This window comes from Actinoplanes sp. CA-015351, assembly GCF_050955685.1.
Taxonomy (GTDB): Bacteria; Actinomycetota; Actinomycetes; order Mycobacteriales; family Micromonosporaceae; genus Actinoplanes.
On sequence record NZ_CP192102.1, the window covers coordinates 4,154,922 to 4,176,009 of the forward strand.

23 protein-coding genes and 1 pseudogene are annotated in these 21,088 nt (G+C 69.6%); 13 read left to right on the forward strand and 11 right to left on the reverse strand.

The genetic code is table 11. The features are described from left to right. Window position 1: 1 nt before the first annotated feature. Entirely contained in the window at window positions 2-886 is an 885-nt protein-coding gene (locus ACQP2E_RS19105; protein WP_433833526.1) for an EamA family transporter, read from the reverse strand. A gap of 68 nt (window positions 887-954) precedes the next feature. On the opposite strand from ACQP2E_RS19105, the gene ACQP2E_RS19110 reads away from it, so the two are divergent. Then, window positions 955-1,845 (forward strand): LysR family transcriptional regulator, encoded by an 891-nt coding sequence (locus ACQP2E_RS19110; RefSeq protein ID WP_433833528.1) that lies wholly within the window; start codon window positions 955-957, stop codon window positions 1,843-1,845. Window positions 1,846-1,899: 54 nt separating this feature from the next. Here the strand turns inward: ACQP2E_RS19110 and ACQP2E_RS19115 are convergent, their stop codons facing one another. Both ACQP2E_RS19115 and ACQP2E_RS19120 read right to left on the reverse strand, forming a co-directional pair. Next, on the reverse strand, window positions 1,900-2,388 hold the full coding sequence (locus ACQP2E_RS19115) for a universal stress protein (RefSeq protein ID WP_433833530.1): 489 nt from the start codon (window positions 2,386-2,388) through the stop codon (window positions 1,900-1,902). A gap of 826 nt (window positions 2,389-3,214) precedes the next feature. Further along, window positions 3,215-3,379, reverse strand: a complete 165-nt coding sequence (locus tag ACQP2E_RS19120) for a hypothetical protein (protein WP_433833532.1) — start codon at window positions 3,377-3,379, stop codon at window positions 3,215-3,217. Window positions 3,380-3,535: 156 nt separating this feature from the next. On the opposite strand from ACQP2E_RS19120, the gene ACQP2E_RS19125 reads away from it, so the two are divergent. The 5 genes from ACQP2E_RS19125 to ACQP2E_RS19145 all read left to right on the forward strand — a co-directional run bounded on the left by ACQP2E_RS19125 (window position 3,536) and on the right by ACQP2E_RS19145 (window position 11,101). After that, window positions 3,536-4,375 (forward strand): hypothetical protein, encoded by an 840-nt coding sequence (locus ACQP2E_RS19125; protein WP_433833534.1) that lies wholly within the window; start codon window positions 3,536-3,538, stop codon window positions 4,373-4,375. Window positions 4,376-4,405: 30 nt separating this feature from the next. Further along, a complete protein-coding gene (locus ACQP2E_RS19130) occupies window positions 4,406-5,185 on the forward strand; it encodes a GNAT family N-acetyltransferase (protein ID WP_433833536.1) in 780 nt (259 codons plus the stop codon). 11 nt (window positions 5,186-5,196) lie between these two features. Beyond that, entirely contained in the window at window positions 5,197-6,351 is a 1,155-nt protein-coding gene (locus tag ACQP2E_RS19135; protein ID WP_433833538.1) for an MFS transporter, read from the forward strand. Between the two features lie 113 nt (window positions 6,352-6,464). Beyond that, a complete protein-coding gene (locus ACQP2E_RS19140; RefSeq protein ID WP_433833540.1) occupies window positions 6,465-6,839 on the forward strand; it encodes a CU044_2847 family protein in 375 nt (124 codons plus the stop codon). Next, the gene (locus ACQP2E_RS19145; protein WP_433833542.1) at window positions 6,836-11,101 is read left to right on the forward strand and encodes a trypsin-like peptidase domain-containing protein; all 4,266 of its coding nucleotides are present in this window, start codon (window positions 6,836-6,838) and stop codon (window positions 11,099-11,101) included. Before ACQP2E_RS19140 ends, ACQP2E_RS19145 begins: the two co-directional genes overlap by 4 nt. Before the next feature lie 303 nt (window positions 11,102-11,404). Here ACQP2E_RS19145 and ACQP2E_RS19150 read toward each other — a convergent pair whose 3' ends face one another. After that, complete coding sequence (locus ACQP2E_RS19150) at window positions 11,405-11,662, reverse strand: hypothetical protein (RefSeq protein WP_433833544.1); 258 nt, start codon at window positions 11,660-11,662, stop codon at window positions 11,405-11,407. A 167-nt stretch (window positions 11,663-11,829) separates the two neighbouring features. Here ACQP2E_RS19150 and ACQP2E_RS19155 point away from each other — a divergent pair, with 167 nt between their 5' ends. The 3 genes from ACQP2E_RS19155 to ACQP2E_RS19165 are packed head-to-tail and all read left to right on the forward strand — an operon-like array spanning window position 11,830 to window position 13,876. After that, on the forward strand, window positions 11,830-12,693 hold the full coding sequence (locus tag ACQP2E_RS19155; RefSeq protein WP_433833546.1) for a hypothetical protein: 864 nt from the start codon (window positions 11,830-11,832) through the stop codon (window positions 12,691-12,693). 26 nt (window positions 12,694-12,719) lie between these two features. Further along, a complete protein-coding gene (locus tag ACQP2E_RS19160; protein WP_433833548.1) occupies window positions 12,720-13,052 on the forward strand; it encodes a PadR family transcriptional regulator in 333 nt (110 codons plus the stop codon). Next, window positions 13,049-13,876, forward strand: coding sequence for a permease prefix domain 1-containing protein (locus ACQP2E_RS19165; RefSeq protein WP_433833550.1), 828 nt, complete (start codon window positions 13,049-13,051; stop codon window positions 13,874-13,876). The genes ACQP2E_RS19160 and ACQP2E_RS19165 overlap by 4 nt, the downstream gene beginning before the upstream one ends. Here the strand turns inward: ACQP2E_RS19165 and ACQP2E_RS19170 are convergent. Further along, a complete protein-coding gene (locus ACQP2E_RS19170) occupies window positions 13,833-15,245 on the reverse strand; it encodes an MDR family MFS transporter (protein ID WP_433833552.1) in 1,413 nt (470 codons plus the stop codon). The two genes, ACQP2E_RS19165 and ACQP2E_RS19170, sit on opposite strands and share 44 nt — an antisense overlap. Window positions 15,246-15,315: 70 nt before the next feature. Here ACQP2E_RS19170 and ACQP2E_RS19175 point away from each other — a divergent pair, with 70 nt between their 5' ends. Continuing rightward, window positions 15,316-15,906 (forward strand): TetR/AcrR family transcriptional regulator, encoded by a 591-nt coding sequence (locus tag ACQP2E_RS19175; RefSeq protein ID WP_433833554.1) that lies wholly within the window; start codon window positions 15,316-15,318, stop codon window positions 15,904-15,906. A 12-nt stretch (window positions 15,907-15,918) separates the two neighbouring features. Here ACQP2E_RS19175 and ACQP2E_RS19180 read toward each other — a convergent pair whose 3' ends face one another. Continuing rightward, window positions 15,919-16,497, reverse strand: coding sequence for a TetR/AcrR family transcriptional regulator (locus ACQP2E_RS19180; protein WP_433833556.1), 579 nt, complete (start codon window positions 16,495-16,497; stop codon window positions 15,919-15,921). A 63-nt stretch (window positions 16,498-16,560) separates the two neighbouring features. On the opposite strand from ACQP2E_RS19180, the gene ACQP2E_RS19185 reads away from it, so the two are divergent. Further along, the gene (locus tag ACQP2E_RS19185) at window positions 16,561-17,214 is read left to right on the forward strand and encodes a DsbA family oxidoreductase (RefSeq protein ID WP_433833558.1); all 654 of its coding nucleotides are present in this window, start codon (window positions 16,561-16,563) and stop codon (window positions 17,212-17,214) included. Then, window positions 17,211-17,339: a hypothetical protein gene (locus ACQP2E_RS19190; protein WP_433833560.1), complete on the forward strand. Its 129-nt coding sequence runs from the start codon at window positions 17,211-17,213 to the stop codon at window positions 17,337-17,339. Before ACQP2E_RS19185 ends, ACQP2E_RS19190 begins: the two co-directional genes overlap by 4 nt. On the opposite strand, the gene ACQP2E_RS19195 is transcribed toward ACQP2E_RS19190, so the two are convergent. Beyond that, window positions 17,336-17,692 carry a VOC family protein gene (locus tag ACQP2E_RS19195; RefSeq protein ID WP_433833562.1) on the reverse strand — a complete coding sequence of 119 codons (357 nt, stop codon included), beginning with the start codon at window positions 17,690-17,692 and terminating at the stop codon, window positions 17,336-17,338. The genes ACQP2E_RS19190 and ACQP2E_RS19195 overlap by 4 nt on opposite strands. On the opposite strand from ACQP2E_RS19195, the gene ACQP2E_RS19200 reads away from it, so the two are divergent. Next, complete coding sequence (locus ACQP2E_RS19200; protein ID WP_433833564.1) at window positions 17,691-17,957, forward strand: TrmO family methyltransferase domain-containing protein; 267 nt, start codon at window positions 17,691-17,693, stop codon at window positions 17,955-17,957. The two genes, ACQP2E_RS19195 and ACQP2E_RS19200, sit on opposite strands and share 2 nt — an antisense overlap. Window positions 17,958-17,964: 7 nt before the next feature. On the opposite strand, the gene ACQP2E_RS19205 is transcribed toward ACQP2E_RS19200, so the two are convergent. The 4 genes and pseudogenes from ACQP2E_RS19205 to ACQP2E_RS19220 all read right to left on the reverse strand — a co-directional run bounded on the left by ACQP2E_RS19205 (window position 17,965) and on the right by ACQP2E_RS19220 (window position 21,070). Continuing rightward, the gene (locus tag ACQP2E_RS19205) at window positions 17,965-18,618 is read right to left on the reverse strand and encodes a response regulator (RefSeq protein ID WP_433833566.1); all 654 of its coding nucleotides are present in this window, start codon (window positions 18,616-18,618) and stop codon (window positions 17,965-17,967) included. After that, window positions 18,615-19,763: a sensor histidine kinase gene (locus tag ACQP2E_RS19210; protein ID WP_433833568.1), complete on the reverse strand. Its 1,149-nt coding sequence runs from the start codon at window positions 19,761-19,763 to the stop codon at window positions 18,615-18,617. The genes ACQP2E_RS19205 and ACQP2E_RS19210 overlap by 4 nt, the downstream gene beginning before the upstream one ends. 10 nt (window positions 19,764-19,773) lie before the next feature. Continuing rightward, a pseudogene (locus ACQP2E_RS19215) lies at window positions 19,774-19,944 on the reverse strand (D-alanine--D-alanine ligase A); the annotation flags it as partial. Between the two features lie 463 nt (window positions 19,945-20,407). Next, entirely contained in the window at window positions 20,408-21,070 is a 663-nt protein-coding gene (locus ACQP2E_RS19220; protein WP_433833570.1) for a hypothetical protein, read from the reverse strand. Window positions 21,071-21,088: the final 18 nt, after the last annotated feature.

Here is a 21,088-nt window from a genome sequence, read left to right on the forward strand (position 1 = left end):
TTCATCCGCGTCGTTGGGCCGCCACCACCGCGACCACGTTCACCGCCACCACCATCGCGATACCCACCCACTCGTGCACGTCAAGGAACTGACCCAGCAGCACCAGACCCGCCAGAGCCGCGAACACCGGATGAACACTCATGACCACCCCGAAAAACCGCGGCGGCACGGTCCGCAACGCCACCAGATCACACGCGTACGGAATCACCGAACTCAACACACCAGCACCCACCGCGAACAGCGCAGCAGGCCACGTCCACGAACCACTGAGGGAGACAAAAACCAGCACCGGCAGATACATCACCGCCGACACCGAGGTCGCCGCCGCCGGCGCCTGCAAACCCGGCAACCGTACGCCCAGCAGCCTGTTCAACAGGATGTAAGCGGCCCAGCACACCGCCGCCAGCAGACCCGAGCCGATACCGAACCAGTCACTGCTACCACCCGGCAGCACCAGCACATACACACCCGCACCCGCGCCCACCGCACACAACAGATCCACCCGGGTACGCGAACCCGCCAGCGCCACCGCCAGCGGACCCAGGAACTCCAAGGTCACCGCCAGACCCAGGCCGATCCGGTCCACTGCCGTGTACAAGCTCAGATTCATCGTCGCGAACACCAGCCCGAGCAGCAGCGTCGGCCACCACTGCGCCCACGTGAACCGCCGCAGGTTCGGCCTCGCCACCGGCAACAGCACCGCGGCCGCCACGAATTGGCGTACCGCCACCACCCCGGCCGGACCAATCGTCGCGAAAGCATGCGCACCCACCGCCGCGCCCACCTGATTCGACGCCGCACTGCCCATCATCGTCGCCAGACCAGCGGCCAGACCCCCGGTGGAGCGCGGCGCGGCCTCGGTGCGTTCCACCACATCCGCAGTCACACCTGAAGTCTCCGGCCACCCTGGCCTGCGGAGAAATACGCGACGCACCCTACTTATACGCTCAGCGCATGGATGTTCAGCTGCGGCACCTGCGCGCCCTGGTCGCCGTCATCGACACCGGCACCTTCACCGACGCCGCCACCGAACTCGGCACCTCCCAGGCCGCCGTCTCCCGCAGCGTCGCCGCATTGGAAGCGGCCCTCGGCGTACGCATCCTGCAACGCACCACCCGGCACATCGCACCCACCATGACCGGCATGCAGATCCTGGCCGGAGCCCGCCGCGTCCTCGCCGAGACAGCACACCTGCACCGGATCGCCGAGCAGTCCCGGACCGAACTACGGGTCGGATACGCGTGGGCCGCCCTCGGCAAACACACCCGGCGACTGCAAAAAGCCTGGTCGGGTACCCCACTGGTGTTCGTCCAATCCAACACGGTGACCGCCGGCCTCAGCGAAGGCGTCGTCGACGTCGCCGTAATTCGCCGAGGCCTGCCCACCACTGCGCCCGTCGATCCGGCGCTCGCCGACCCGCGGTTCGGTACCGCTCTGATCGGACGAGAGAACCGGTGCGCGGCCATCGCCACCGACAACCCCCTGGCCCGCCGGCGAACCCTGCGCGTCGAAGACCTCACCCGGTACACCGTCGCCATCGACGCCCGCACCGGAACCACCACACCCGACCTGTGGCCCACCGGACACGGACCAGCCGCGATCCGCGCCACCAGCGGCGTCGACGAATGGCTGACCCTGATCGCCGCCGGGCAGGCCGTCGGCATCACGTCCGAAGCGACCGCCAACCAGAACCCGCGGCCCGGAGTGGCCTACCGGACGCTGCGGGCCGTACCCCCGATCGAAGTCTGGCTGACCTGGTGGCGCGACGACCCGCCCGCCCAGCTCGACGACCTGATCCGGTTGAGCCGAGAGGCCTACGGCACAGCGCCCAACACCACGGCATGACAGAACCGGATCAGCCGCGTCGACACCGCGTACCGCACGACTTGTGCACGTCGGTCAGCCGTGAAACCCGGCACCGCCGATTGACAGTGCGGCCGTGGCCTCGCGCACCAGACGACGGCCCGAGATCCGTGCCAGAGCCGGCGGCGGAACCGTCACCACCGGGCAGAGCGCATCCCGCACCACCGGACGCGACCACCAGCGGCTCCCGGGCGCACCGACAACGATCAGATCGTCCACGGCTGTGACGCAACTGGTGAGAGCCGCACCAGGCCCACCCGGCGGCGTACGAATGATCAGCCTGACGTCCCCCGGCACCGCACCGAGGGCGTCGCGGAACGCGGCATGGGCGAAACGGCGGGCTTCCGCCTCCACGGCCTGTTCCCATGCCCAGATCTGAGGCGAACGCGGACTGGACGTCAACACCCACGAACGAACCGCCCACAGACTGACGCGCCGCTCGCGGGCCGCACCGACGGCGAACCTGAGTGCGGCGAGCCCCGCCGGAGACGACGAGATACCGAGAATGACTTTGCTGTCGGTCACCAGTCCACGGTGCGTCGTGCAAGGCGGGCACCGGCAGCCCTGTTGACGCCGTTTCAACGCCGCCAAACCAAATCTTGATGCGGGTATGTCGTTGATTCCTTTTTGTTCTTGGGGGTCTTAGTTCCGATCCCCCGGCGCGTGGCGCACGTCCCCTAAGGCATCCTAGGATGCTAGTTCGTTGGCTTTGTCGGCGGCCGAACTCCGAGTCGTTTCACATCTGACGCGGTGCGTTTGCTGCCACGCTCAAGTCCGGAGTTTCAGGTCCGGCATCTCAGGTCCCGCGCTTTTGGAGCCACGGGCGGGGTCGCGTCGACAGGGCTTTCCGGGTCAGCCGGCCGAACTGCACCGTGCCGGCCGAACTGCACCGTGCCGGCTGAGCCATCGGTGGTGGCTGGCCCATCGGTGGTGGCTGGCCCTCTCCGATCTTGTTCAGTTTCCCGAACACGTTGCCGCTCAAGTCAACAAGATCGACGAGGAGTTGCCGATCTTGCGGAGTTCCCCGCAAACGGTTCGGGGAACTCCACAAGATCACAGCTAAGCGCGCGGATCACAGCTAGCGCGCGGATCACAGCTAAGCGGGCGGATCACAGGGAACCGGGCGGCGTGGGAAGGCGTGCGGGCGGCGATTGCCGGCTGGACCCCGGCTGTACAAGTCTTCGTGTGAGTTTGTGCCGCCATGCCGGCCGCAAGCTCACAAGATCTGTAGGGGCCGCCGAGAGTGAGTCGTCGGCGAGCCACGCGCCGTGGAAAGTGAGTCGCCGGAGTGGCTCGGGCCGCGACGACGCCGCGGAACTCGTGAGTTTGCTCCCCTATGCCCGCCACAAACTCACAAGATCTCATATAGGCGCTCGCCTCTCGGCGTCTCCTCCCGTGCCCCGTGCCGCCAGCGGGCCACCAGCACCAGCACCAGCACCAGCACCAGCCGGAACCGTGGCAGACCCGGCTTGCGCTCGTGGTCGCGATTCGGGTGTCCGGACGACCACCAGGACAAGTCGGCATCCGGGCTGATGGTCCGCCGGCCGGGCGGTGCCGAGCTGCGAGATGAAGTTGATCTGGCGCGCTCCCCCTCTGGCGTCCTAGGAAGATAGGAATGGGGGTGGGCGGGTAATCTTGATCTGCGCATATCCCGGTTTTCAGGAGGGTGTTCATGCGGACGGTGAACCGGCAGCTCGCTCTGGCGCGGGCGGATCTTGTCGACGGGGTCTGTCCGGTGCCTGACGAGATCGTGCGGCGGCTGCCTCGGTCCGAGGCTGTCAGTGTGGTGCTCGATCATCGGCTGCATGGGCTCACGCCCGCTGGGGAGACCTTCGCCGGCAGGCTCGACGGGGATCGGCTGAGCGGGATCTCCTGGCCTGAGGATGTGCGGCCGGGAACGCTCGTCACGGTGTCGTGGCAGCCGGCCAAGGACGAGATCCACCTGCGCACGACGCTGCTCGACGAGCCGATGCGGGTGGACGGGGTCGACTACTTCCATGAGTACGACCCGGTGGTGGTGACCCGCGAGTTCGACCCGGGCAAGTCGAACCGGGGGCAGGTGCTCAACGTGGTGCTGCGTCAGGGGCGGGTGTTCGAGGACGGCAGTGCCGTGTTCGCCGAGGCCGGGCTGGCCGCCGCGTGCGGGCTGGGCCGGGGCGCCAAAGGGGCGTTCCTGCTGAAGAACGCCGTTGACCAGCTGATTCGTGAGGGCTACGTGACCCGGGTGACCGGCAGTGTGAACGAGGCCGGATATCCGTCCTATCCGCAGGCCGACGGCGCGGACGGGGTGGAGATGCTGTTCTACGCGCCGCTCGTGGAGCCGGCGCCGCATCCGGAGGCCGGTGAGCGGCGCGAGCACTGGGTCAGCGGGTTCGTCCGCAAGCTGCCTCCCGGCGCGCAGGCCTCCGAGCGGCAGCAGTCGCTTCATCAGAAGGCGATCGAGACCGATCAGATAGAGCAGCCGCTCGAACCGGGGTACACATTCGTGAAGAAGCACCATCGGCACGGATAAATCGGTTGCGTCGTGTGCTGGGATCCAGGAGTGGATCATCAAGCTGTACTAGCCCTCTTCGACCGCCAGATGCGCGTCGAAGCCCGCCCCGAGACCGCCGGCACGACCATCGAACACGCCGGGCGCGTCATCCGTTATCTCGGCGGTGACCAGGACTGGAACGCCGTCATCTGGTCCGATCTCGACCCGGCGACCGCTGACGAGACGATCGACGGGGAGATCCGCTGGTTCGGTGAGCGTGGCCTCGGCTTCGAGTGGAAGCACTACGGCCACGACCAGCCCGCCGATCTCGCCGGCCGCTTGGCAAGAGCCGGCTTCGAGCCGGAGGGCGAGGAGACCGTGATGGTCGCCGCTATCGACGAGCTCGACCTCGACACCAGTCCGCCGGATGGGATCCGTTTCGAGGAGATCGTTGATCCGGCCGGCGTCGAGGTGCTGGTGAATGTGGCGGAGAAGGCGTTCGGCGCCGGGATTCCCTGGCTGCGGCCGCGCCTGCTCGCTCAGCTCGCGGACGCCCCGGAAAACGTGCGGATGTTCGTGGCCTTCGCCGGCGACGAGGCCGTCTCCTCGGCACGCATGGATCTCACGCCCGGCACCGCTTTCGCCGGTCTCTGGGGCGGCGGCACCGTCGGACAGTGGCGCGGTCGTGGCATCTACCGCGCGTTGGTCGCTCATCGCGCGCGACTCGCGCTTGCGCTGGGGTACGCCTATCTGCAGGTCGACGCCACCGACCAGAGCCGCCCGATCCTGCAGCGCCTGGGGTTCGAGGCGTTGACCACCACGACACCGTTCCAGTGGAGCAGCCGCTAGGTTGATCAACCATGCGGAAGGCGATCATCGGGCTGCTGGTGGTCTGCCAGAGCACGCAGGGGCTGATCTTCGGTGGGCTGGCCTTGTTCCTGCCGCTGATCCGGTCCGACCTCGGGCTGACGTTCACCCAGGCCGGCACGCTCGCCGCGGCGACGAATCTGACGTACGCGCTCATGCAGATCCCGTCCGGGTTTCTGGCCGACCGGTTCAGCCCGCGGCGGCTGTTCCTGGTCGGACTGCTCGGGACGAACGTGCTGGCTGCTCTGTTCACCGTTGTCACGTCGTACGAAATGCTCTTGATCAATCAGGGTTTGACCGGGTTTTTCCGGGCGCTGGTGTTCGCGCCCGGAATGCTGCTGATGACGCGGCAGTTCCCGGCGGATCGGCGGGCCACCGCGATGGGGCTGTACGTCGTCGGCGGGTTCTCGTCGAACATCCTGCTCAGCTCGCTGGGGCCGCTGCTGGTCGAGCCGCTCGGCTGGCGGGTGCTGTTCGTGATGTTCGCCGGTGGCGGGCTGCTGGCGCTCGTTCTGTACTGGCGTACCAGCGAACCTGACACGCCACTGCGTGGCCCGGTGGCGCGGATCCGGGACCTGCCGGTTCTGCTGCGCCACCGGATCATGTGGCTGACCGGGGTGATCCAGTTCGCCCGGCTGGCCGTGGCACAGGGGTTCACGTTCTGGCTGCCGACCTATCTGGTCGCCGATCGCGGGCAGTCGCTGATGACGGCCGGGCTGGTGGCGGCGGCCGGTTCCGCGGCCACCGCGCCCGCCAACTATCTCGGTGGCTGGGTGTCCGACCGGATCGGCCGGCCCCTCGTGGTGATCGGGGTGTCGTTGAGTGTGCTGGCGACCGGGCTGACCCTGCTGACCTATGTGCCCAGCATGATCGGGGTTCTCGCCGTGGTCGCGTTGATCTCGGTGTTCGTGCAGATCTACTTCGGTCCGTTGTTCGCCGTGCCGGTTGACGTGCTCGGCGTGGAGCGGGCCGGGCTGATCAGTGGATTCGGCAATTTCTGCGCGAACCTCGGGAGTTTTGCGTTTGTCTATGCGCTTGGCGCGGTGAAGGACGCGACCGGTTCGTTCCAGGCCGGGTTTCTCACTCTGGCCGGGCTGTGTGTGGTCGCGCTGATGGCGACCGGGCTGGCAGCGCGACGCCGCGCCTAGAGCGCGCTGGGCGCCGGCGGCGGGACCCGGCGCGCGTTCGCTGCGGCATCACGGCCAATGATCACCGTCGCTCCTCTGCGAGAATGCAGGCTTCCCGGAGAAGGTGGAGAACGATGACGAACCTCGTGCGGTACACCACGGACGACGGCACCGAGGTGCTGTTCGAGTCAGCCGAGAGTTCAGCCGTCGGCTACCGCGGCGGCGAGGCGGCCGTCGCTGACGGCGGTGCACTGACGTCTCGGCTGCGAGGTGTCGCGGCCGCCGCCGAGCAGATCTCCCAGGAGATGCGTTCCCGGCTGGTCCCCGACGAGGTGACCCTCGAATTCGGCGTGAAAGTGTCCGCCGAGGCAAAGGCGTGGTTCTTCGCGAAGGCACAGGGCGAGGGAACCATCAAGGTCACCCTGCGCTGGGCGGGCACCTCCAGTCCCGGCGTCGTCGAGGAGATCACCGAGGAAGCCGACGATCCGGGGGAAGCGAGCCCCGGATGAGCGGCGGGCAGGCCACCGCGGTAGGGGCAACCGCAGCGGTGTTCCACTCCGGGCGGCGCCTGGGCTCGGCCGTCCTCGTCGACGGTCGTCACCTGCTGACCGCCCTGCACGTGGTACGCCACGAACAGCGGACTCTGGACACCGTCGACGTCGTCTTCCCTTCGGTCAGGCTGCCCGACGGTGCTCCGGCACGAGCCACCGGCCGGCGGGTGGCTCCGATTCCCGGAACGACAGGTGTCGATGCCGCCCTGCTGGACCTGGGCGAGACGGCGCCGGACTGGCTTCCGGACCCGGTCCGGTTGTCACCGCGCCGCCGATTGCCCTCCGTCTTGAAGGTCTTCGGATTTCCGCGGATCGAGACGCCTGCGGTGGGTTGGTGGCGCACTTTCACCACGGGCGGCCCGACCAGCGCGGGCAGCGTCCAGGCCGACTGGGCACGTGACGCGGGAGCCCTGCCCGGGCACAGTGGCGGCCCGGTGCTGGACGACCGCAACGCTGTGGCCGGAATCCTGACCGAAGGCTCCGAATCCGGCCGTTTCGACCGGTTCCTGCCGATAGACCTCCTGGTCGAAGCCTGGCCGGCGCAGTTACGGCAGCCGTGGCTCATGGTCGGCGCCGGGCAGGCAGACGCGCATGCCCACGTCAGCCGGCTGGCTCACGGCCGGCGCAGCATCGCCCGTGGCGGAGACCTATTCCAGGGCCGCGAGCGAGCGCTCGACGCCATGGCGGGCTGGTTGACCGCGGCGGATCCGCCAGGTCAGGTTCTGGTCGTGATCGGCCAGCCGGGCGCCGGGAAGTCCAGCGTGGTGGCCCGCAGCGCGCTCACTGCCGAAGAGACCCTCGGCGGGCCGGGACTGCTTTTCCACGCCCGCGCCGCGACAGTGGACGACCTGCTGACCGGGCTCGCGGACGTGACGGGATCCGAACCGTCCAGCCAGCCTGAGGAGGTGATCACGGCGCTGCTCGAGTCATCTCGGGCACGGCTGCTGCCGGTGGTCGTCGACGCCCTCGACGAGGCCTCCAGTGATCTGGACCGCCGCCGCATCACGGAACTCCTCGTCGAGTTGGCCGCTCTGCCGGACCTGCGCGTCATCGTCGCCACCCGGCCGTTGTCCTCCGGACAGCTGTTCGGTCCGGGTGGGCTGTTGCGAGCCTTCGGCGTCGCGGGACCGGACGCGCGGAATCTGGTCGACCTGGACGCCGACCCCTACGGCGACCCGGCCGCCCTCGGGCGGTGCACCGAGGCGCTGCTGGCCCAGGAGGGGATGTCCCGTCCCGGGCCGCCGGGGCATGCGTGGTCTGTCTACCGATCCGACGAAGCCTTGCGGCGGCGGTTGGCAGCCGTGATCGCCCGCCGGGCCGGCCGGAACTTCCTGGTCGCGGCGCTCACCGCGGCGCAGTTGTCCGCCGAGCTGACCGTGGTGGACCCGGGTACGCCGGATTTCGACCGGGAGACTCTGCCCTCCGGTGTCGGCGAGGCCCTGACCCGATACCTGGACCGGTTGCCGGCTGATCGCCGTGCCCGGGAACTGGGCCTGCTCACCGCTCTGGCGTACGGCCGGGGCGACGGCCTCGACGACACGCGCTGGCTGGCTTTCGCCGCGAGCCTGGACCGGCCCGCAATCCGCGCCGACATCGAGGCCGTGGCCGTATCCCCGGCAGCTGACCTGCTGCTTCACGTCCCGCCGCTCACCCGCCTGTTCCACCAGGCTCTGAACGACGAGCTCCTGGCCACGCGCCGTGACCGTACCGGCGATGAGGGCCGCCTGCTCGGCATCCTGCTGCGCCAGGGCGCCGAGTCGGACTGGACCGACGACTACGTCCTGCGGCACGCAGCGGACCACGCCGCCGCGGGGCACCGTCTCGACGATCTGGTGGTGAACGTCGGTTACCTGCTCAACGTCGATCCGGCCTGGTTGCTGCCCCACCTCGATGCCGCGCGTACCCGGCGGGGCCGCACCGCCGCCACCGTCTACCGGCGCGGAGCACACCGCTTGCCCGGCCTGCCGATGTCGCAGCGTGCCAGCCAACTGGAGCTTTACGCCCGCCAGCTCGGCGCCGGCTCCCTGGCCGAGGAGGTGGCTGCCGCAGCCCCGGACCGGGACTGGAGCACATTGTGGATGCACGAACGGGCAGCACCGGACCACCACACCATCGACGGCCTCGGCGCAGTCGCCAACGTGACGCCGGCCGTGCTGGCGGACGGAACGGCAGCAATCGCCGGCGGGGGGCACCTGAGTTCCGACGCCACGATCAGGTCCTGGCTGCGGGTGTGGCAGCAGGACACCGGGACGCCCGTCAGCCAGGCCGTTCTCGACATGCCCGGGCCGCTGAGCTCGATGGACGTGGGAGTTCTGCCATCAGGCACACCGGTCATGATCGCCGCGGGTGGCACTCAGGTCAGCGGCTGGGTCCAGGTGCGGCACCTCAGCGACGGAACCCCGGTCGGCGAACCGATCATCGACCTTCCTGGACGCGTCCGGGCGCTGGCATCAGCGACGCTGCCGGACGGGACGGCCGTGATCGTCACCGCCGGTGGCGGCGGATCCGTTCTCGAGCCCGGATGGATACGGACGTGGCGGCTGGCAGACCTGGCACCCGCCGGGTCGCCGATCGCCGCCCTCCGCTTGCCGATCTCCGTGATCACGGCCGGTGCGCTGAACGACGGAACCCCGGTCATTTTCGCCGGCGGAACACTGCCGGAGGGCATTCTGGGGATCTACCACACCGGAGATTTCGACAGCTGCATCTGGGCATGGCGACTCAGCGACGGGACTCCCGCCGGCGAACCGATCGTGGATCTGCCCGGACCGCTCGCCGCGCTGGCGGCAGGACGGTTGCCGGACGGCACCTGCCTCCTAGTCGCCGGAGGCGGACATGTCCTCACCGGCTGGCAACGCCAGTGGCGGATTCCCGGAGGAGGCCGTTCCGGCACGCCGATCGCCGAGGTACCCGGCCCGGTGACAGCCATGGCGGTGACCGCGCTGGCGGACGGCACCCCGGCGGTCGTCAGCGGCGGTCACACGCACCACGATGAAGGCTGGACCGGGCTGTGGCGCGCGGCGGACGGCTCACCGATCCTCCGACCGTTCGCCGACCCCGACGGATCGGTGAACGCGGTGGCGGCCGCGGCCTCACCGGGACGGATGCCGGTGATCGTGAGCGGGATCGGCCGCGACTTCGACGACGGCTGGGTGCGGGTGTGGAATCTGGGTGGCGACGACCCGGACGACGACCCGGACGACGACCCGGACGGCGACCCGGACGGCGACCCGGTCACTGCCCACGAGCGGCCGGTGAGCGCCGTCGCGATGGGCTCGGCGGCGGACGACACCCCGCTGATCGTCACGGCCGGGGGCATCAGCAGCGAGGACGGGTTCATCCTGGTCTGGCGGCCGGCCGACGGCAGGTCCGCGTATGAACCGATCCGGGTGCGCGGCCCTCGGGTCAACGCGGTCGCGATTCACCACCTGCCGGACGGCACGCCGGTCATCGTCGCGGGCGGCGCCGAATGGGTACGGATGTGGCGGTTGGCCGACGGAAGCCCGGTCGGCGAGCCGGTCACCGACCTCACCGAGGTGGTGGTCACCCTTGCCGCAGGAACGTCGACGGACCGCACATCGGTGCTCCTCAGCGGTGGCAGCGACCGGTCCGGCGACACGTGGATACGGGTGTGGGAACCGTCCGGCGGAACCACGACGGCTGGCCCGCGGGAACTGGACATCCCGGTCCCCCGGGGCGTGCAGGCGCTGGGGCAGGCATCCTGGCCGGACACCGAACCGGCCGTGGTCGCCGCCGGCGTCGATCCGGCCCACATCAACGACAGCTGGCTGGGCGCGTGGCAACTCACCGGCGGAGTGCCACTGTTCCCGCTGATCACCGGCCTGCCCAGCAGAGCACGCGCGATCGTGACGACGCGGCTGCCGGACGGCACACCGGTGATCGTCGCGGGCGGCAGCCGCCGGCGTGGCGGGTGGCTCGGCACGTGGGGATTGGCCGACGGGATCCCGGCCGGTGAACCCCTGACCCATTTCCCGGCCGGTGTGACCGCGCTGGCGCCGGCGACTCTGCGCGACAGCACACCCGTCGTCGTCTCCGGCAGCGCGGACGGATGGCTCCGGGTCTGGCGCCTGCCGGACCTGACCGAGATCACCGGCCCACTGCGGCTTCCGTCCGCGGTCACCGGCCTCGCGGTGCACGGCTCATTGATCGTCGCGGCGGCCGGGAAGGGTCTCGGCGCGCACCGGCTCGCCGGCCTCTAGCTGGGAGTTCGCTGGCATCCGGCCTTCGGCCGGCTTTCGGTCCCGGTGCCGGACGCCGATGTGGACAACCCGTGGCCACGGGGCAGCACCACGGTGATCGACCGGCGAGAATGGGCGGTGTTGCCGGGCGACGCTGAAGGCTGACCGCGGCGAACATCCTCGCGCCGCCCGAGGTCGCCGCCCGGATCCACGAGTTCGGTGTGGTGGTAAACGAATTCCTCGATCGGGGTAGCCCGCGACAGCACCACGAAGCGCCCGCTGAGTGCGGAAGAGCTACGGGGAGGTGGCGGTGGCTACGGGTGTCTAGGTCCTAGCCTGTTCGGTCGGGTGGATGCCGGCCAACTGGTGGATCAGGCGGCGGATGACGAGCAGCGGCATGATCGCGAGACAGCAGAGCATGCCCCACTCGATCACCCAGATGTTGCGGACCGGATCCCGCCACGGCCCCCAGAAGGCGGCCGCGATGAACGGATAATTGCGGCCGGTGACGGCGAGTCCTTCGTGCACACGGTCGACCCAGGTCTCGTCGGCGGGGCCGCGGCCGCCCCGCACACACAACATTCACATGTCCTTCGCCGGCGCCTCTCGGCGCGAGCTGCTTCTCTGTACTGCCGGCGTTTTCGAAGCTGTGAAATCGCGGATCATCAAGGCTGGATTCCATCCTTTCTGGATTTGAAAAATTCGCGGCGGACGTGGTTGATGCCGGCTGGGTTGCGGACAATGGGGGTATGGCGCAGCTTTCATTGTTCCCGACGAGGCATTTGCGGGATCGGACGCTGCGCCGCAATTATTCGGCGGCGACTGAGGAGTTCAGGCGGGAGCACGAGCGGCATCGTTCGTGGGGTTTGGCGCAGCGTCATGCGCGGAAGCTGCGCCGGTTGCGCGACCGCGAGGATGGTGGTGCGGCGTCTGCCGAACCGGTGCCGGGCGCGAGCGATGCGCTGAGTGCGCCGGCGCAGGGTCTGCCGGCGCTGCCCACTCGCGCGACACTGCCCGACTCGATGAGCCGGCGGGATGCTTCGTCACCGGCTTCCGGAATTGATGGCGCTGGACAGAGCAAAAGAGCAGCTCAAGACGGCACAGTGCGACAGGACGCCGAAGACCAGCGAGCCACGACACAGACCGCGGAGCCCAGCCAGGCAGTCGCCAGACCGCCCCAGCCCGACCCGGCCGAACAAACCGGCCCGGCCGAGCAGCCCAAGCCGGCCGAGCCGGCCGAGCAGCCCAAGCCGGCCGAGCCGGCCAAGCAGCCCAAGCCGGCCGAGCAGCCCGAGCAGCGAAACGGTCTGACACCCGGGAACCGGAGACGCCGGGCCTTTATGCGGCAGCGCTCGTCCGCTGCTGCCATCGGGCGTCCTGCGCAGAACCGGGTGGTGCCTTCTTATCGCCTCTGTCAATTCATGAATTCCAAGATCTTCCCATTGATGCCCACCCGCACCAACGACCGGAATAGCCATTGCTACCGAAAACACGGCGGGACCCTCCGCAGAAAGGCGAACTACCGCCCAGAATGGCGTGACGAAACAGAAGTCCACGGTCGCTCAACCGGACGGTCCGCAGTCGCCCCGGCGCCGGGCGGGGTTGACACCTAGATCTCCAATGCCTAGGTTCGCTAGGTATGGATGTCAGAGGTCATCTCGATCTGCTGCTGCTGACCGTCTTGGCGGATGCGGGGAGCGCGCATGGTTACGCCGTGATCACCGCGTTGCGGGAGCGTTCGGAGGGTGCCTTCGACATACCGGAAGGCACGGTTTATCCAGCACTGCACCGGCTGGAGCGGGCCGGTCTGGTGGTCAGCCGATGGGAGAACGCGGCGCCCCGGCGCAGGCGGGTCTATGAGTTGACCAGCGACGGACAGGTCGCCCGGACGGTCAAGCAGAGTGAGTGGCGGCGTTTCGTCACCAGCGTGCAGGCCGTGATCGGGCCGGCCGCGGCTCCGGTGACGGCATGACGGCGCCGGACGGCGACGGGCCGGTGGAGCGGTATCTCGATGAGATGTTCGACCGGCTGGCCGGGACCGGGCCGGCGGGGCGCCGGATGCTGGCCGAGACGGAGAGCCATCTGCTGGCCGCAGTGGACGAGGGCCGTGCGCGTGGCCTGGATGCCGAGGCCGCCGAACGTGCGGCGGTCACCCGGTTCGGCACGGTGACCGCCGTCGTGCGAAACGTGCCGGCCGGCACCCGGGACGTGGCGGGGGCGCTGCGCCGCCTGGTCGCCGGAACGTGGATCGCGACCGGCCTCGTCATGCTCTGGTGGGGCGGTCATGGTGTAGCGACCTGGTTGCTCGGGTGGCCCTGGACCAAGCTGCTGATCGCCACCGGCCGATTCGGAGCCCAGCCCGACATGTGCGGTCGCCCATGGGTGCCGCTGTATCCCACGGCCGACTGTTTCACGCAGTATCGCGAGAATCTCAACCTGGTCGTCGAAGGAGGAGATCGGGACACCTACCCCTTCGTGGGGTTGGCCGGCCTGATTCTTCTGCTGGCTTGGCTGCTCCTTCGGCGCGCCACCCCGCTGGGCACTCACGCATGGACACCACCGCCGGTCGCGCTCGGGCTCGGCCTCGCGGTTCCGTTCGGTCTCGCAGCGCCAGTGCTGATCATCTACGGCATTGCCGGGCTCTACTGGCAGGCCCAGGACTGGACGTTGAGTTACCTGACGGCCGGGCTCCTGGCGGCAGTGATCAGCGCCGCCGCGATCCGCCGTGTCCGGGCCTCCGCAACCGCCCACCCTATCGCGGCACTCCCGGTGAAGGCGTTCTCGACGGACTCGTGAACGACTCCCCCGGCGAAGCCGAAGGCCCGCCCGGCGAAGCAGAAGGCCCGGTCAGGTCGACCCTGGCCGGCAACGCGAACGACAGCCCCACCGCCAGCCCGGTGAACCCGATCGTCCACCAGAACGCTGTGCCGAAGTCGTTCGTGCTGGTCAGGATCACCGTCAGCAACGCCACCCCGGCCGACCCGCCGATCTGCTGGGCGATGCGGGTCACGATGCTCGCGTGGGGCACCTCGTCGTGATGCAGGCCGACGAACGCCACCGTCATCAGGGGGATCAGCACCATGCCGAGGCCGAGGCCGCGTACAAAAAGGGCGGTGAGCAGGAACCAGGTCGCTGAGGTCTGGTTCGCCAGGGCGAACGGCACCGTGGCCACGCCCACCAGGGCAAACCCGACGAGGGCCACACCCCGTGCGCCCAGGCGGTCCTGCAGACGGGCGGCAAGCGCTCGGCTGAGCAACGAACCGACGCCCTGCGGGATGAGGAGCAGGCCCGCTTCGAGGGCGTCGGCGCCGCGGTGCTGCTGCCAGTAGAGCGGGAGCAGCACCATCGCGCCGTAGAGCGAGGCGCCGGTGAGGAACATCAGCGCGGTCGCGGCCCAGGTCGGGCGGGAGCGCAGCACCTGGAGGTCGACGAGCGCATCGCCGCGTCGGCGCAGGGCCCAGAACACGAACCCTGCCAGCAACACCGCGCCCACGACCATCGGCAGGGCGGAGCGTTCGGACAGGCCCCAGAGCAGCAGGACCAGCGCGGGCGAGAGCAGCAGCAGACCGACGGTGTCGAGGCGGACGCGGCGGCCGGGGACGTCGGCGGACAGCAGGCGCCAGGCCAGGGCGAGGCCGATCAGGCAGAGCGGGACGTTCACCAGGAACAGCCAGCGCCAGTTGCCGGCGCCGAGGATCAGGCCGCCGATGACCGGTCCGAGGATCGGGCCGAGCGCGGCCGGCAGCGCGACCACCGACATCAGTCTGGCGCGGTCCGGACCGGTCGCCGCCTGAATGATCATGGTGCTCATCAGCGGCATCATCACGCCACCACCGGCGCCCTGGACGACGCGGAACGCGATGAGGCTGGGCGCGTCCCAGGCGAACGAGCAGAGCACCGAGCCGATCAGGAACAGGGTGAGCGCGGCGATCCAGAGCCGTTTCGCGCCGAGCCGGCTCTGCAGCCAGCCCACCGTCGGGATGACCACGCCGAGGGCCAGCAGATAGGCGGTGCTGACCCACTGAATCGTGGCGACATCGGCGCTGAGGTCGGTGGCGAGATCGTGCAGCGCAACGCTGACGATCGTCGAGTCGAGGATGACGGTGATGCCACCGGTGAGCACCGCGATGGCGGTGCGCAGGGCATCGGGACTGATCTTGGACATGACGACAGCCTTAAGATACGCGGATGTATCTAACGCCAGGAACGCTAGCCGCGTGCGTTAAGATACGCAAGTGACTCTTAAGGGCCCGGCACGACGACGCGGCGCCGACCTCGAGGACGCCATCCTCGACGCGGCTTGGGAAGTGCTGACCGAGCAGGGACACGCCGGCCTGACGTTCGAGGCGGTGGCCGCGCGCGCCGGCACCAGCCGGCCGGTCCTCTACCGCCGCTGGGCGCACCGCGACGACCTGGTGCTGGCCGCGATCACCCGGTTCTGGCGCGCGCGCCCGCTCACCCTCCCGGACACCGGCAACCTGCGCGACGACGCCATCGCGTTTCTCCGCAACGTCGACGCCGGCCGGTCCCGGATGATGACCGTGATGAGCGTCCAGTTCATGGACTACTTCCGCAACACCGGGACAAACTTCAATCAACTGCGAGATTTGGTACGCCCACCGGGCGAGCCCACCGGTTTCGAAAAGATCGTCGCGCGCGCTGTCGAACGCGGCGAACTGCCCGACGTGCCGAGGTCACCGCGCGTGATCAACCTGCCGTTCGACCTGATGCGCCACGACATGCTGATGACAATGGGCCAGGTCCCGTCGACCGCGATCGACGAGATCGTCGACGAGGTGTGGCTCCCGCTGCTGGGCTTGCGATGACTGCCGTTCGGGTCAGCTGGTTCCGGAACGCACCCGCAGGCCGTCCAGGACGAAGCGCAGATGGCGGCGCCAGGCGTCCGCGCACGGCGGGGCCGAGGCCCGCAGGATGCCGGAACTCGCCTGGAACAGCACGGTCAAGTCCTCGACCCGGAAGTCCGGGCGCAAGCTGCCGTCGGCCTGCGCCTCGGCGATGAACCGGCCGGCGTGCCGCAGCGCATGCTCGCACTGCTCGGTGAGCTGCGACGACTCCGGCAGCCGGCGGGCCATGATGTCGTCGACCGGCGGGCTCGCGGCCTGTGAGTCGAGCAGCGCGGTCACGTAGTGCTCGAACCGCGCCCACGGGTCCGGCCGGGTCTGTGCCTCGGCGGCGAGCCGGTCGGTGCGTTCGGCGGCGATGACCGGCGCGGCCGCCTCGATCAGCGTCTCGCGGGTGCCGTCCCGGCCGATCCGGTTGTAGAGCGTGCCGATGCTCACGCCGGCCTCCTGGGCGACGGCTTCGAGCGGGGCCTGGAATCCCTGCTGCCGGAAGACCGTGACTGCGGCGGCAGTGAGCTTCGTGACGTTCTGCTGTGCGTCGCGCCGCAGCACCATGGTGGTTCCTCCTTCTCATGGAGTATAACTTGAGGCCCACCCTCAAGTTAGCGAGGCATCACGGTGACAAGCCCGATCAAGGTAGACGTCTGGTCCGACATCGCCTGCCCGTTCTGTTACGTCGGCAAGCGCAAGTTCGAGGCCACCGTCGCCGCGTCCGGCCTGCCGGTCGAGGTGGAGTACCACTCCTTCGAACTCTCCCCGGACACACCGGAGGACTACCACGGCAGCCACGCCGACTACCTCAGCACCAAGCTCGGCGTCACCCCGGCCCAGGTCAAGGGCATGGAGAAGCAGATGGCCGGTCTCGCCGAGAGCGTCGGTCTCGCTTTCCACCACGACAAGATCAAGCCCACGCGTACGCGTAAAGCGCACGAGCTGCTGCACTACGCCAAGGCGCACGGCCGTCAGGCGGAGGTCAAGGAGCGGCTGCTGAAGGCGTACTTCACCGACGGCGTGAACGTCGGGCGGGTCGAGGAACTGGCCGACCTGGCCGCTGGGCTCGGCTTCGACCGCGACGACGTGGTGCGGTCGCTGGAGAGCGGCGAGCACGCGGACGCGGTGGCGGGTGATGTCCAGACCGCCAGGGATTACGGAATCAACGGCGTGCCGTTCTTCGTCTTCGACAACCGGTACGGGGTTTCCGGCGCCCAGGACCCGGACACCTTCGCCGGGGTCCTCGCCAAGGTCGACAGCGAGCGGGAGCCGGCCGCATGACCGAGCCCGCTTTCGTCCTCATCGAGGGCGACACCGCCATGGTCTGCGAGGGCGACGTGTGCGCAGTCCCGGCACCCGCGCCCGCACCGGAGGAGCCCGTGGACGAGGGGAACGAGCCCTCCTAGATCAGGTGAAACTCGTTGCCGCCGGGGTCGGCCAGGCCGGCCGCGGTCCTGGTCGCCCCCAGGGACAGCAGCCGCTCCACGTCACCCGGCGGCACCGCGAGGTCGAAGTGCACCTGCCCGGTCTGCGGCATCAGCGGCGGGCCACCCCAGGTGACCTTCGTGCCCCCGGCCGGCGCAAGGAAGCTGTTTCCCGGCGCGACGACGCAGAACTCGTTGCCTTCCGGGTTGGCGAGCACGACGTGCGTCTCCCCGGGAAGCTGACCGACGTCGAGGTGCCGGCCGCCGAGGCGCAGCGCGGTGGCGACGGTCCGCCGCTGGTCGTCGAAGGATTCGCTGGTCAGGTTGAAGTGCATGGTGTTGCGGCCGGGTCGCCGGCACGAACGCGATCGGGAACCCACTCGGGTCCGGCAGCAGCGCGGCAAGAACCGCCCGAACCGGATCGGCGTCTCGCGCTGCCGCCTGCACCGGGTGGACGGCCTGGACCTGCACGTCAGCGGCCCGGACGCGGTGGCCGGCACCCCGGTGCTCGACATCAAGCCGTACATGGACGAGTTCGGCCCGCGCGGCGCCGTCACCCAGCCCGGCTGGGCAACCGAGATCATGCGCGACTACTACTGAGGTCGAGTCAGGAGAGCAGGCCGTGTTCGTGGGCGAACACGGCGATCTGCACCCGGTCCCGCAACGACAGTTTGCGCAGGATCGCACCGACGTGCGTTTTCACCGTGGACTCGCCCGCGAAGATCTCGGCCGCGATCTCGGCGTTGGACAGGCCGCGCGCGACCGCCCGGAACACCGCCCGCTCCTTGCCGGTCAGGGTCAGGTAGGCGTCCGGCACCGGCGCGCGCTCGGGGAACTGCCGGGTCAGCAGCGCCGACAGGTCGCCCGGCGCCAGCACCGCGTTGCCCGCGAACACGCTGCGGATCGCGTCGGTGAGCTGCGCCGGGGTGGTGTCCTTCAGCAGGAAACCGCTCGCGCCGTGCCGAATCGCCGTCGCCGCGCGGTCGTCCAGGTTGAACGTGGTCAGCACCAGGACCCGCACCGGGCGGCTGCGGACACCGGCGAAGATCTGCCGGGTCGCCTCCACGCCGTCCATCCCGGGCATCCGGAGATCCATCAGTACGACGTCCGGCTCCAGTTCGCCGACGAGGCGTACCGCGTCGTGGCCGTCACCGGCCTCGCCGACCACGCGCAGGCCGGGCTGGGCGTCGAGGATCACCGCGACGCCGGCCCGGAACAGTTCCTGATCGTCGACGACCAGGATCGTGATGTCGTCGCTCATGACAGCGGGATCCGGGCGGTCGCCACGAACACGTCACCGTCGCGGGAGGCCGACAGGGTGCCGCCGACCGCGCCGAGCCGTTCGCGCATGCCGTCCAGCCCGGACCCGGACGCCGGCGCGGCGGCACCCGGGGAGACCGCGTTGCGGACCTCGACGGAGAGAAAACCGCCGGCCCAGGTACGGCGTACCCTCAAAGCCCCTCCTCGCAGGCCGTGCCGGATCGCGTTGGTGAGCATCTCCTGCAGCACCCGGTACGCCGTGGTCCGCCGCGCCTCGTCGAGCGGCGCCGGGACACCGACCACCTCGGACAGCACCTCGTGGCCGCTGCCGCGCAGGTTGCCGATCAGCTGGTCGAGGTCGTCGGTGGAGTCCCGGGTGGTGGTGAGCACCTCGCGGACGTCCTGCAGCGAGGCCCGCGCCGAGGTTGCGATCGTGGCCAGGGCCGATTTGAGCGCGGCCGGGTCGTCGTCGGCGAGGTACTGCCCGGACTCGGCCTGCGCCAGAATCACCGCGAGCGAGTGCCCGACGACGTCGTGCACGTCGCGGGCCAGCCGGGTCTGTGCGTCCCGGATCCGGGCGGTCTGCTCGGCCTGGGCGCGTTCCCGGGCGGCCCGGGCCAGGTCGGTACGCGCCCGGTCGGAGATCCGCACCGCGAACCCGGCCAGCCACGGCATGCCGAAGAACGCCCCGAGCAGCAGGGCCGACCCGAACTGCCAGCCGGCGCCGAGCTGGTCGATGGTGGCGGCGATCAGGTCCCAGGAGGCGTACGGAATGGTGGCCCGCACCATCCCGAACCCGAGCAGGATCATCGCGGCCACCGCCCCGGCCAGGATCGACAGGGCGCTCAGCCACAGGATCACCCGGCCACCCCAGCGGGCCAGCCCGAACGCGACGAACGCCATCGCCGCCTGGGTGATCACCAGCGGGGTGCCGGTGACCACCTGGCAGACCGGGATGAGCCAGGCGAGCAGCAGCGACAGCCACGGCAGCCGGCGTACCGCACCGACGGCAAGAGCGGTGCCGAGAACGACAAGCATGATCAGGGCGCGCCAGCCCGCATCGGTCTGGGTGCTCTGCTCGATCACGCCGCTGACCAGCACGGCGACTGCCGCCGCGGCGCTGAGCAGCGTCCCCCGATCCTCCATCTCGCCCACGTTAGGCGAGGGCGTCGCTGATGAGTGGGTCAAGGAGCGCTCGGTAGCTGATTCCGGCGGCCGCGAACATCCTCGGCACCGGGGAGTGCTCGGTGAACCCGGGCATCGTGTTCACCTCGTTGAGCACCGGCCCGTCCTCGGTGACGAAGAAGTCGAAACGCGCCACCCCACGGTTCCGGGGTGGCGTCGATCGGCGTACCCATGTCCAGGTCACCGTCCGGCCCACTGATCGTCAGGTCGGCGGCTCGCAACTCCCCGGCGTACGCCTCGATGATCTCCCGCTGCCGCGCGGCGCGCCGATGCCCCTCGACGACGTGCAGGCTCAGCCCGGCGGGCAGCGCGGCGTTCGCCCCGCCGAGCCGCTCACCGAGAACCGCCCGTACCGGCACCGCCGCCACCCGGGGATCACTGAGAAGAATCATGCAACCAAGATCGCCGATCCCGGACAGCCGCCACATCAATCTGAGGTACCGCGGGGCTGCCCTCAGGTATCGCCCCGCCGGACGTCCGGGGCAGCGTGCGGTCCAAGGCCCGCGAAGTCCGATCCGGCCAAGATCTCCACTGACGCGAGCCGTGCAGGAGATCCTCCAAGGAGCCCCAACGACCCGCCAGGTGAAACCGGAGAAGCCGGAGCCTCAACCCGCGGAGGGTGAGGCGTCCAGGATTTCGATCAGCTCGTCCTCGGTCGGCACGTCGATGCGGTCCGTCCAGCGCAGGGTCGCCACGACCGCGTCGAACAGCAAGCAGATCGCGGTCAGCACCTCGCTCTCCAGGTCGCCGTCGGTCAGCACGGTGTACGTGAGCAGCGCCCAGACCCCGGTCACGTCGGGGTGCGCGATGTAGTAGCTGACCTTCAGCGACGGCGCCTTGCGGCCGATCGGGTCGCTGGCGAGGACCTCGGTGATCCGAGCCGCCGGACCGCCGCCGATTTCCAGGCGGGTTCCGTTCTCCGGGCCCGCGTCGCTGATCAGCGCCCCGATCAGCGTCAGCGGGTCCGGCGCGTCGTCGGACTCCTCGACCACCGTGATCAGCAGCGAGCCGGGCACCCGCCAGCCGTTGTGGTACTCGGTGAGCGGCAGCACGATCGCCCGGGCGCCGTTGCGGGCCGCGTCGTCGGTCGCCTTGGTGAGTTCGCCGCGCAGCATCTTGCGGAACGGCACGGCCTTGTCCCGGGGCAGTGACTCGGGCAGGCGCGAGGTGATCAGCGCGTCGATGGTCCGGGCGCGCAGCCGCGCCGACTCCGGCGTGGTGGGGATGTGCGCCCAGCCGTCGGGCACGATCAGCTCAAAGTCGATCATCAGAGGCGCTCCACGAAC

Excerpts from the sequence above, each read along its gene's own strand:
- ACQP2E_RS19145 (WP_433833542.1), top strand. The coding sequence starts at position 6,836 with ATGAGCGGCGGGCAGGCCACCGCGGTAGGGGCAACCGCAGCGGTGTTC.
- ACQP2E_RS19210 (WP_433833568.1), bottom strand. The coding sequence starts at position 19,763 with ATGGAGGATCGGGGGACGCTGCTCAGCGCCGCGGCGGCAGTCGCCGTG.
- ACQP2E_RS19195 (WP_433833562.1), bottom strand. The coding sequence starts at position 17,692 with ATGCACTTCAACCTGACCAGCGAATCCTTCGACGACCAGCGGCGGACC.
- ACQP2E_RS19180 (WP_433833556.1), bottom strand. The coding sequence starts at position 16,497 with ATGGTGCTGCGGCGCGACGCACAGCAGAACGTCACGAAGCTCACTGCC.
- ACQP2E_RS19170 (WP_433833552.1), bottom strand. The coding sequence starts at position 15,245 with ATGTCCAAGATCAGTCCCGATGCCCTGCGCACCGCCATCGCGGTGCTC.
- ACQP2E_RS19125 (WP_433833534.1), top strand. The coding sequence starts at position 3,536 with ATGCGGACGGTGAACCGGCAGCTCGCTCTGGCGCGGGCGGATCTTGTC.
- ACQP2E_RS19140 (WP_433833540.1), top strand. The coding sequence starts at position 6,465 with ATGACGAACCTCGTGCGGTACACCACGGACGACGGCACCGAGGTGCTG.
- ACQP2E_RS19190 (WP_433833560.1), top strand. The coding sequence starts at position 17,211 with ATGACCGAGCCCGCTTTCGTCCTCATCGAGGGCGACACCGCCATGGTC.
- ACQP2E_RS19200 (WP_433833564.1), top strand. The coding sequence starts at position 17,691 with ATGGTGTTGCGGCCGGGTCGCCGGCACGAACGCGATCGGGAACCCACT.
- ACQP2E_RS19160 (WP_433833548.1), top strand. The coding sequence starts at position 12,720 with ATGGATGTCAGAGGTCATCTCGATCTGCTGCTGCTGACCGTCTTGGCG.
- ACQP2E_RS19205 (WP_433833566.1), bottom strand. The coding sequence starts at position 18,618 with ATGAGCGACGACATCACGATCCTGGTCGTCGACGATCAGGAACTGTTC.
- ACQP2E_RS19155 (WP_433833546.1), top strand. The coding sequence starts at position 11,830 with ATGGCGCAGCTTTCATTGTTCCCGACGAGGCATTTGCGGGATCGGACG.
- ACQP2E_RS19220 (WP_433833570.1), bottom strand. The coding sequence starts at position 21,070 with ATGATCGACTTTGAGCTGATCGTGCCCGACGGCTGGGCGCACATCCCC.
- ACQP2E_RS19165 (WP_433833550.1), top strand. The coding sequence starts at position 13,049 with ATGACGGCGCCGGACGGCGACGGGCCGGTGGAGCGGTATCTCGATGAG.
- ACQP2E_RS19135 (WP_433833538.1), top strand. The coding sequence starts at position 5,197 with ATGCGGAAGGCGATCATCGGGCTGCTGGTGGTCTGCCAGAGCACGCAG.
- ACQP2E_RS19150 (WP_433833544.1), bottom strand. The coding sequence starts at position 11,662 with ATGTTGTGTGTGCGGGGCGGCCGCGGCCCCGCCGACGAGACCTGGGTC.
- ACQP2E_RS19110 (WP_433833528.1), top strand. The coding sequence starts at position 955 with ATGGATGTTCAGCTGCGGCACCTGCGCGCCCTGGTCGCCGTCATCGAC.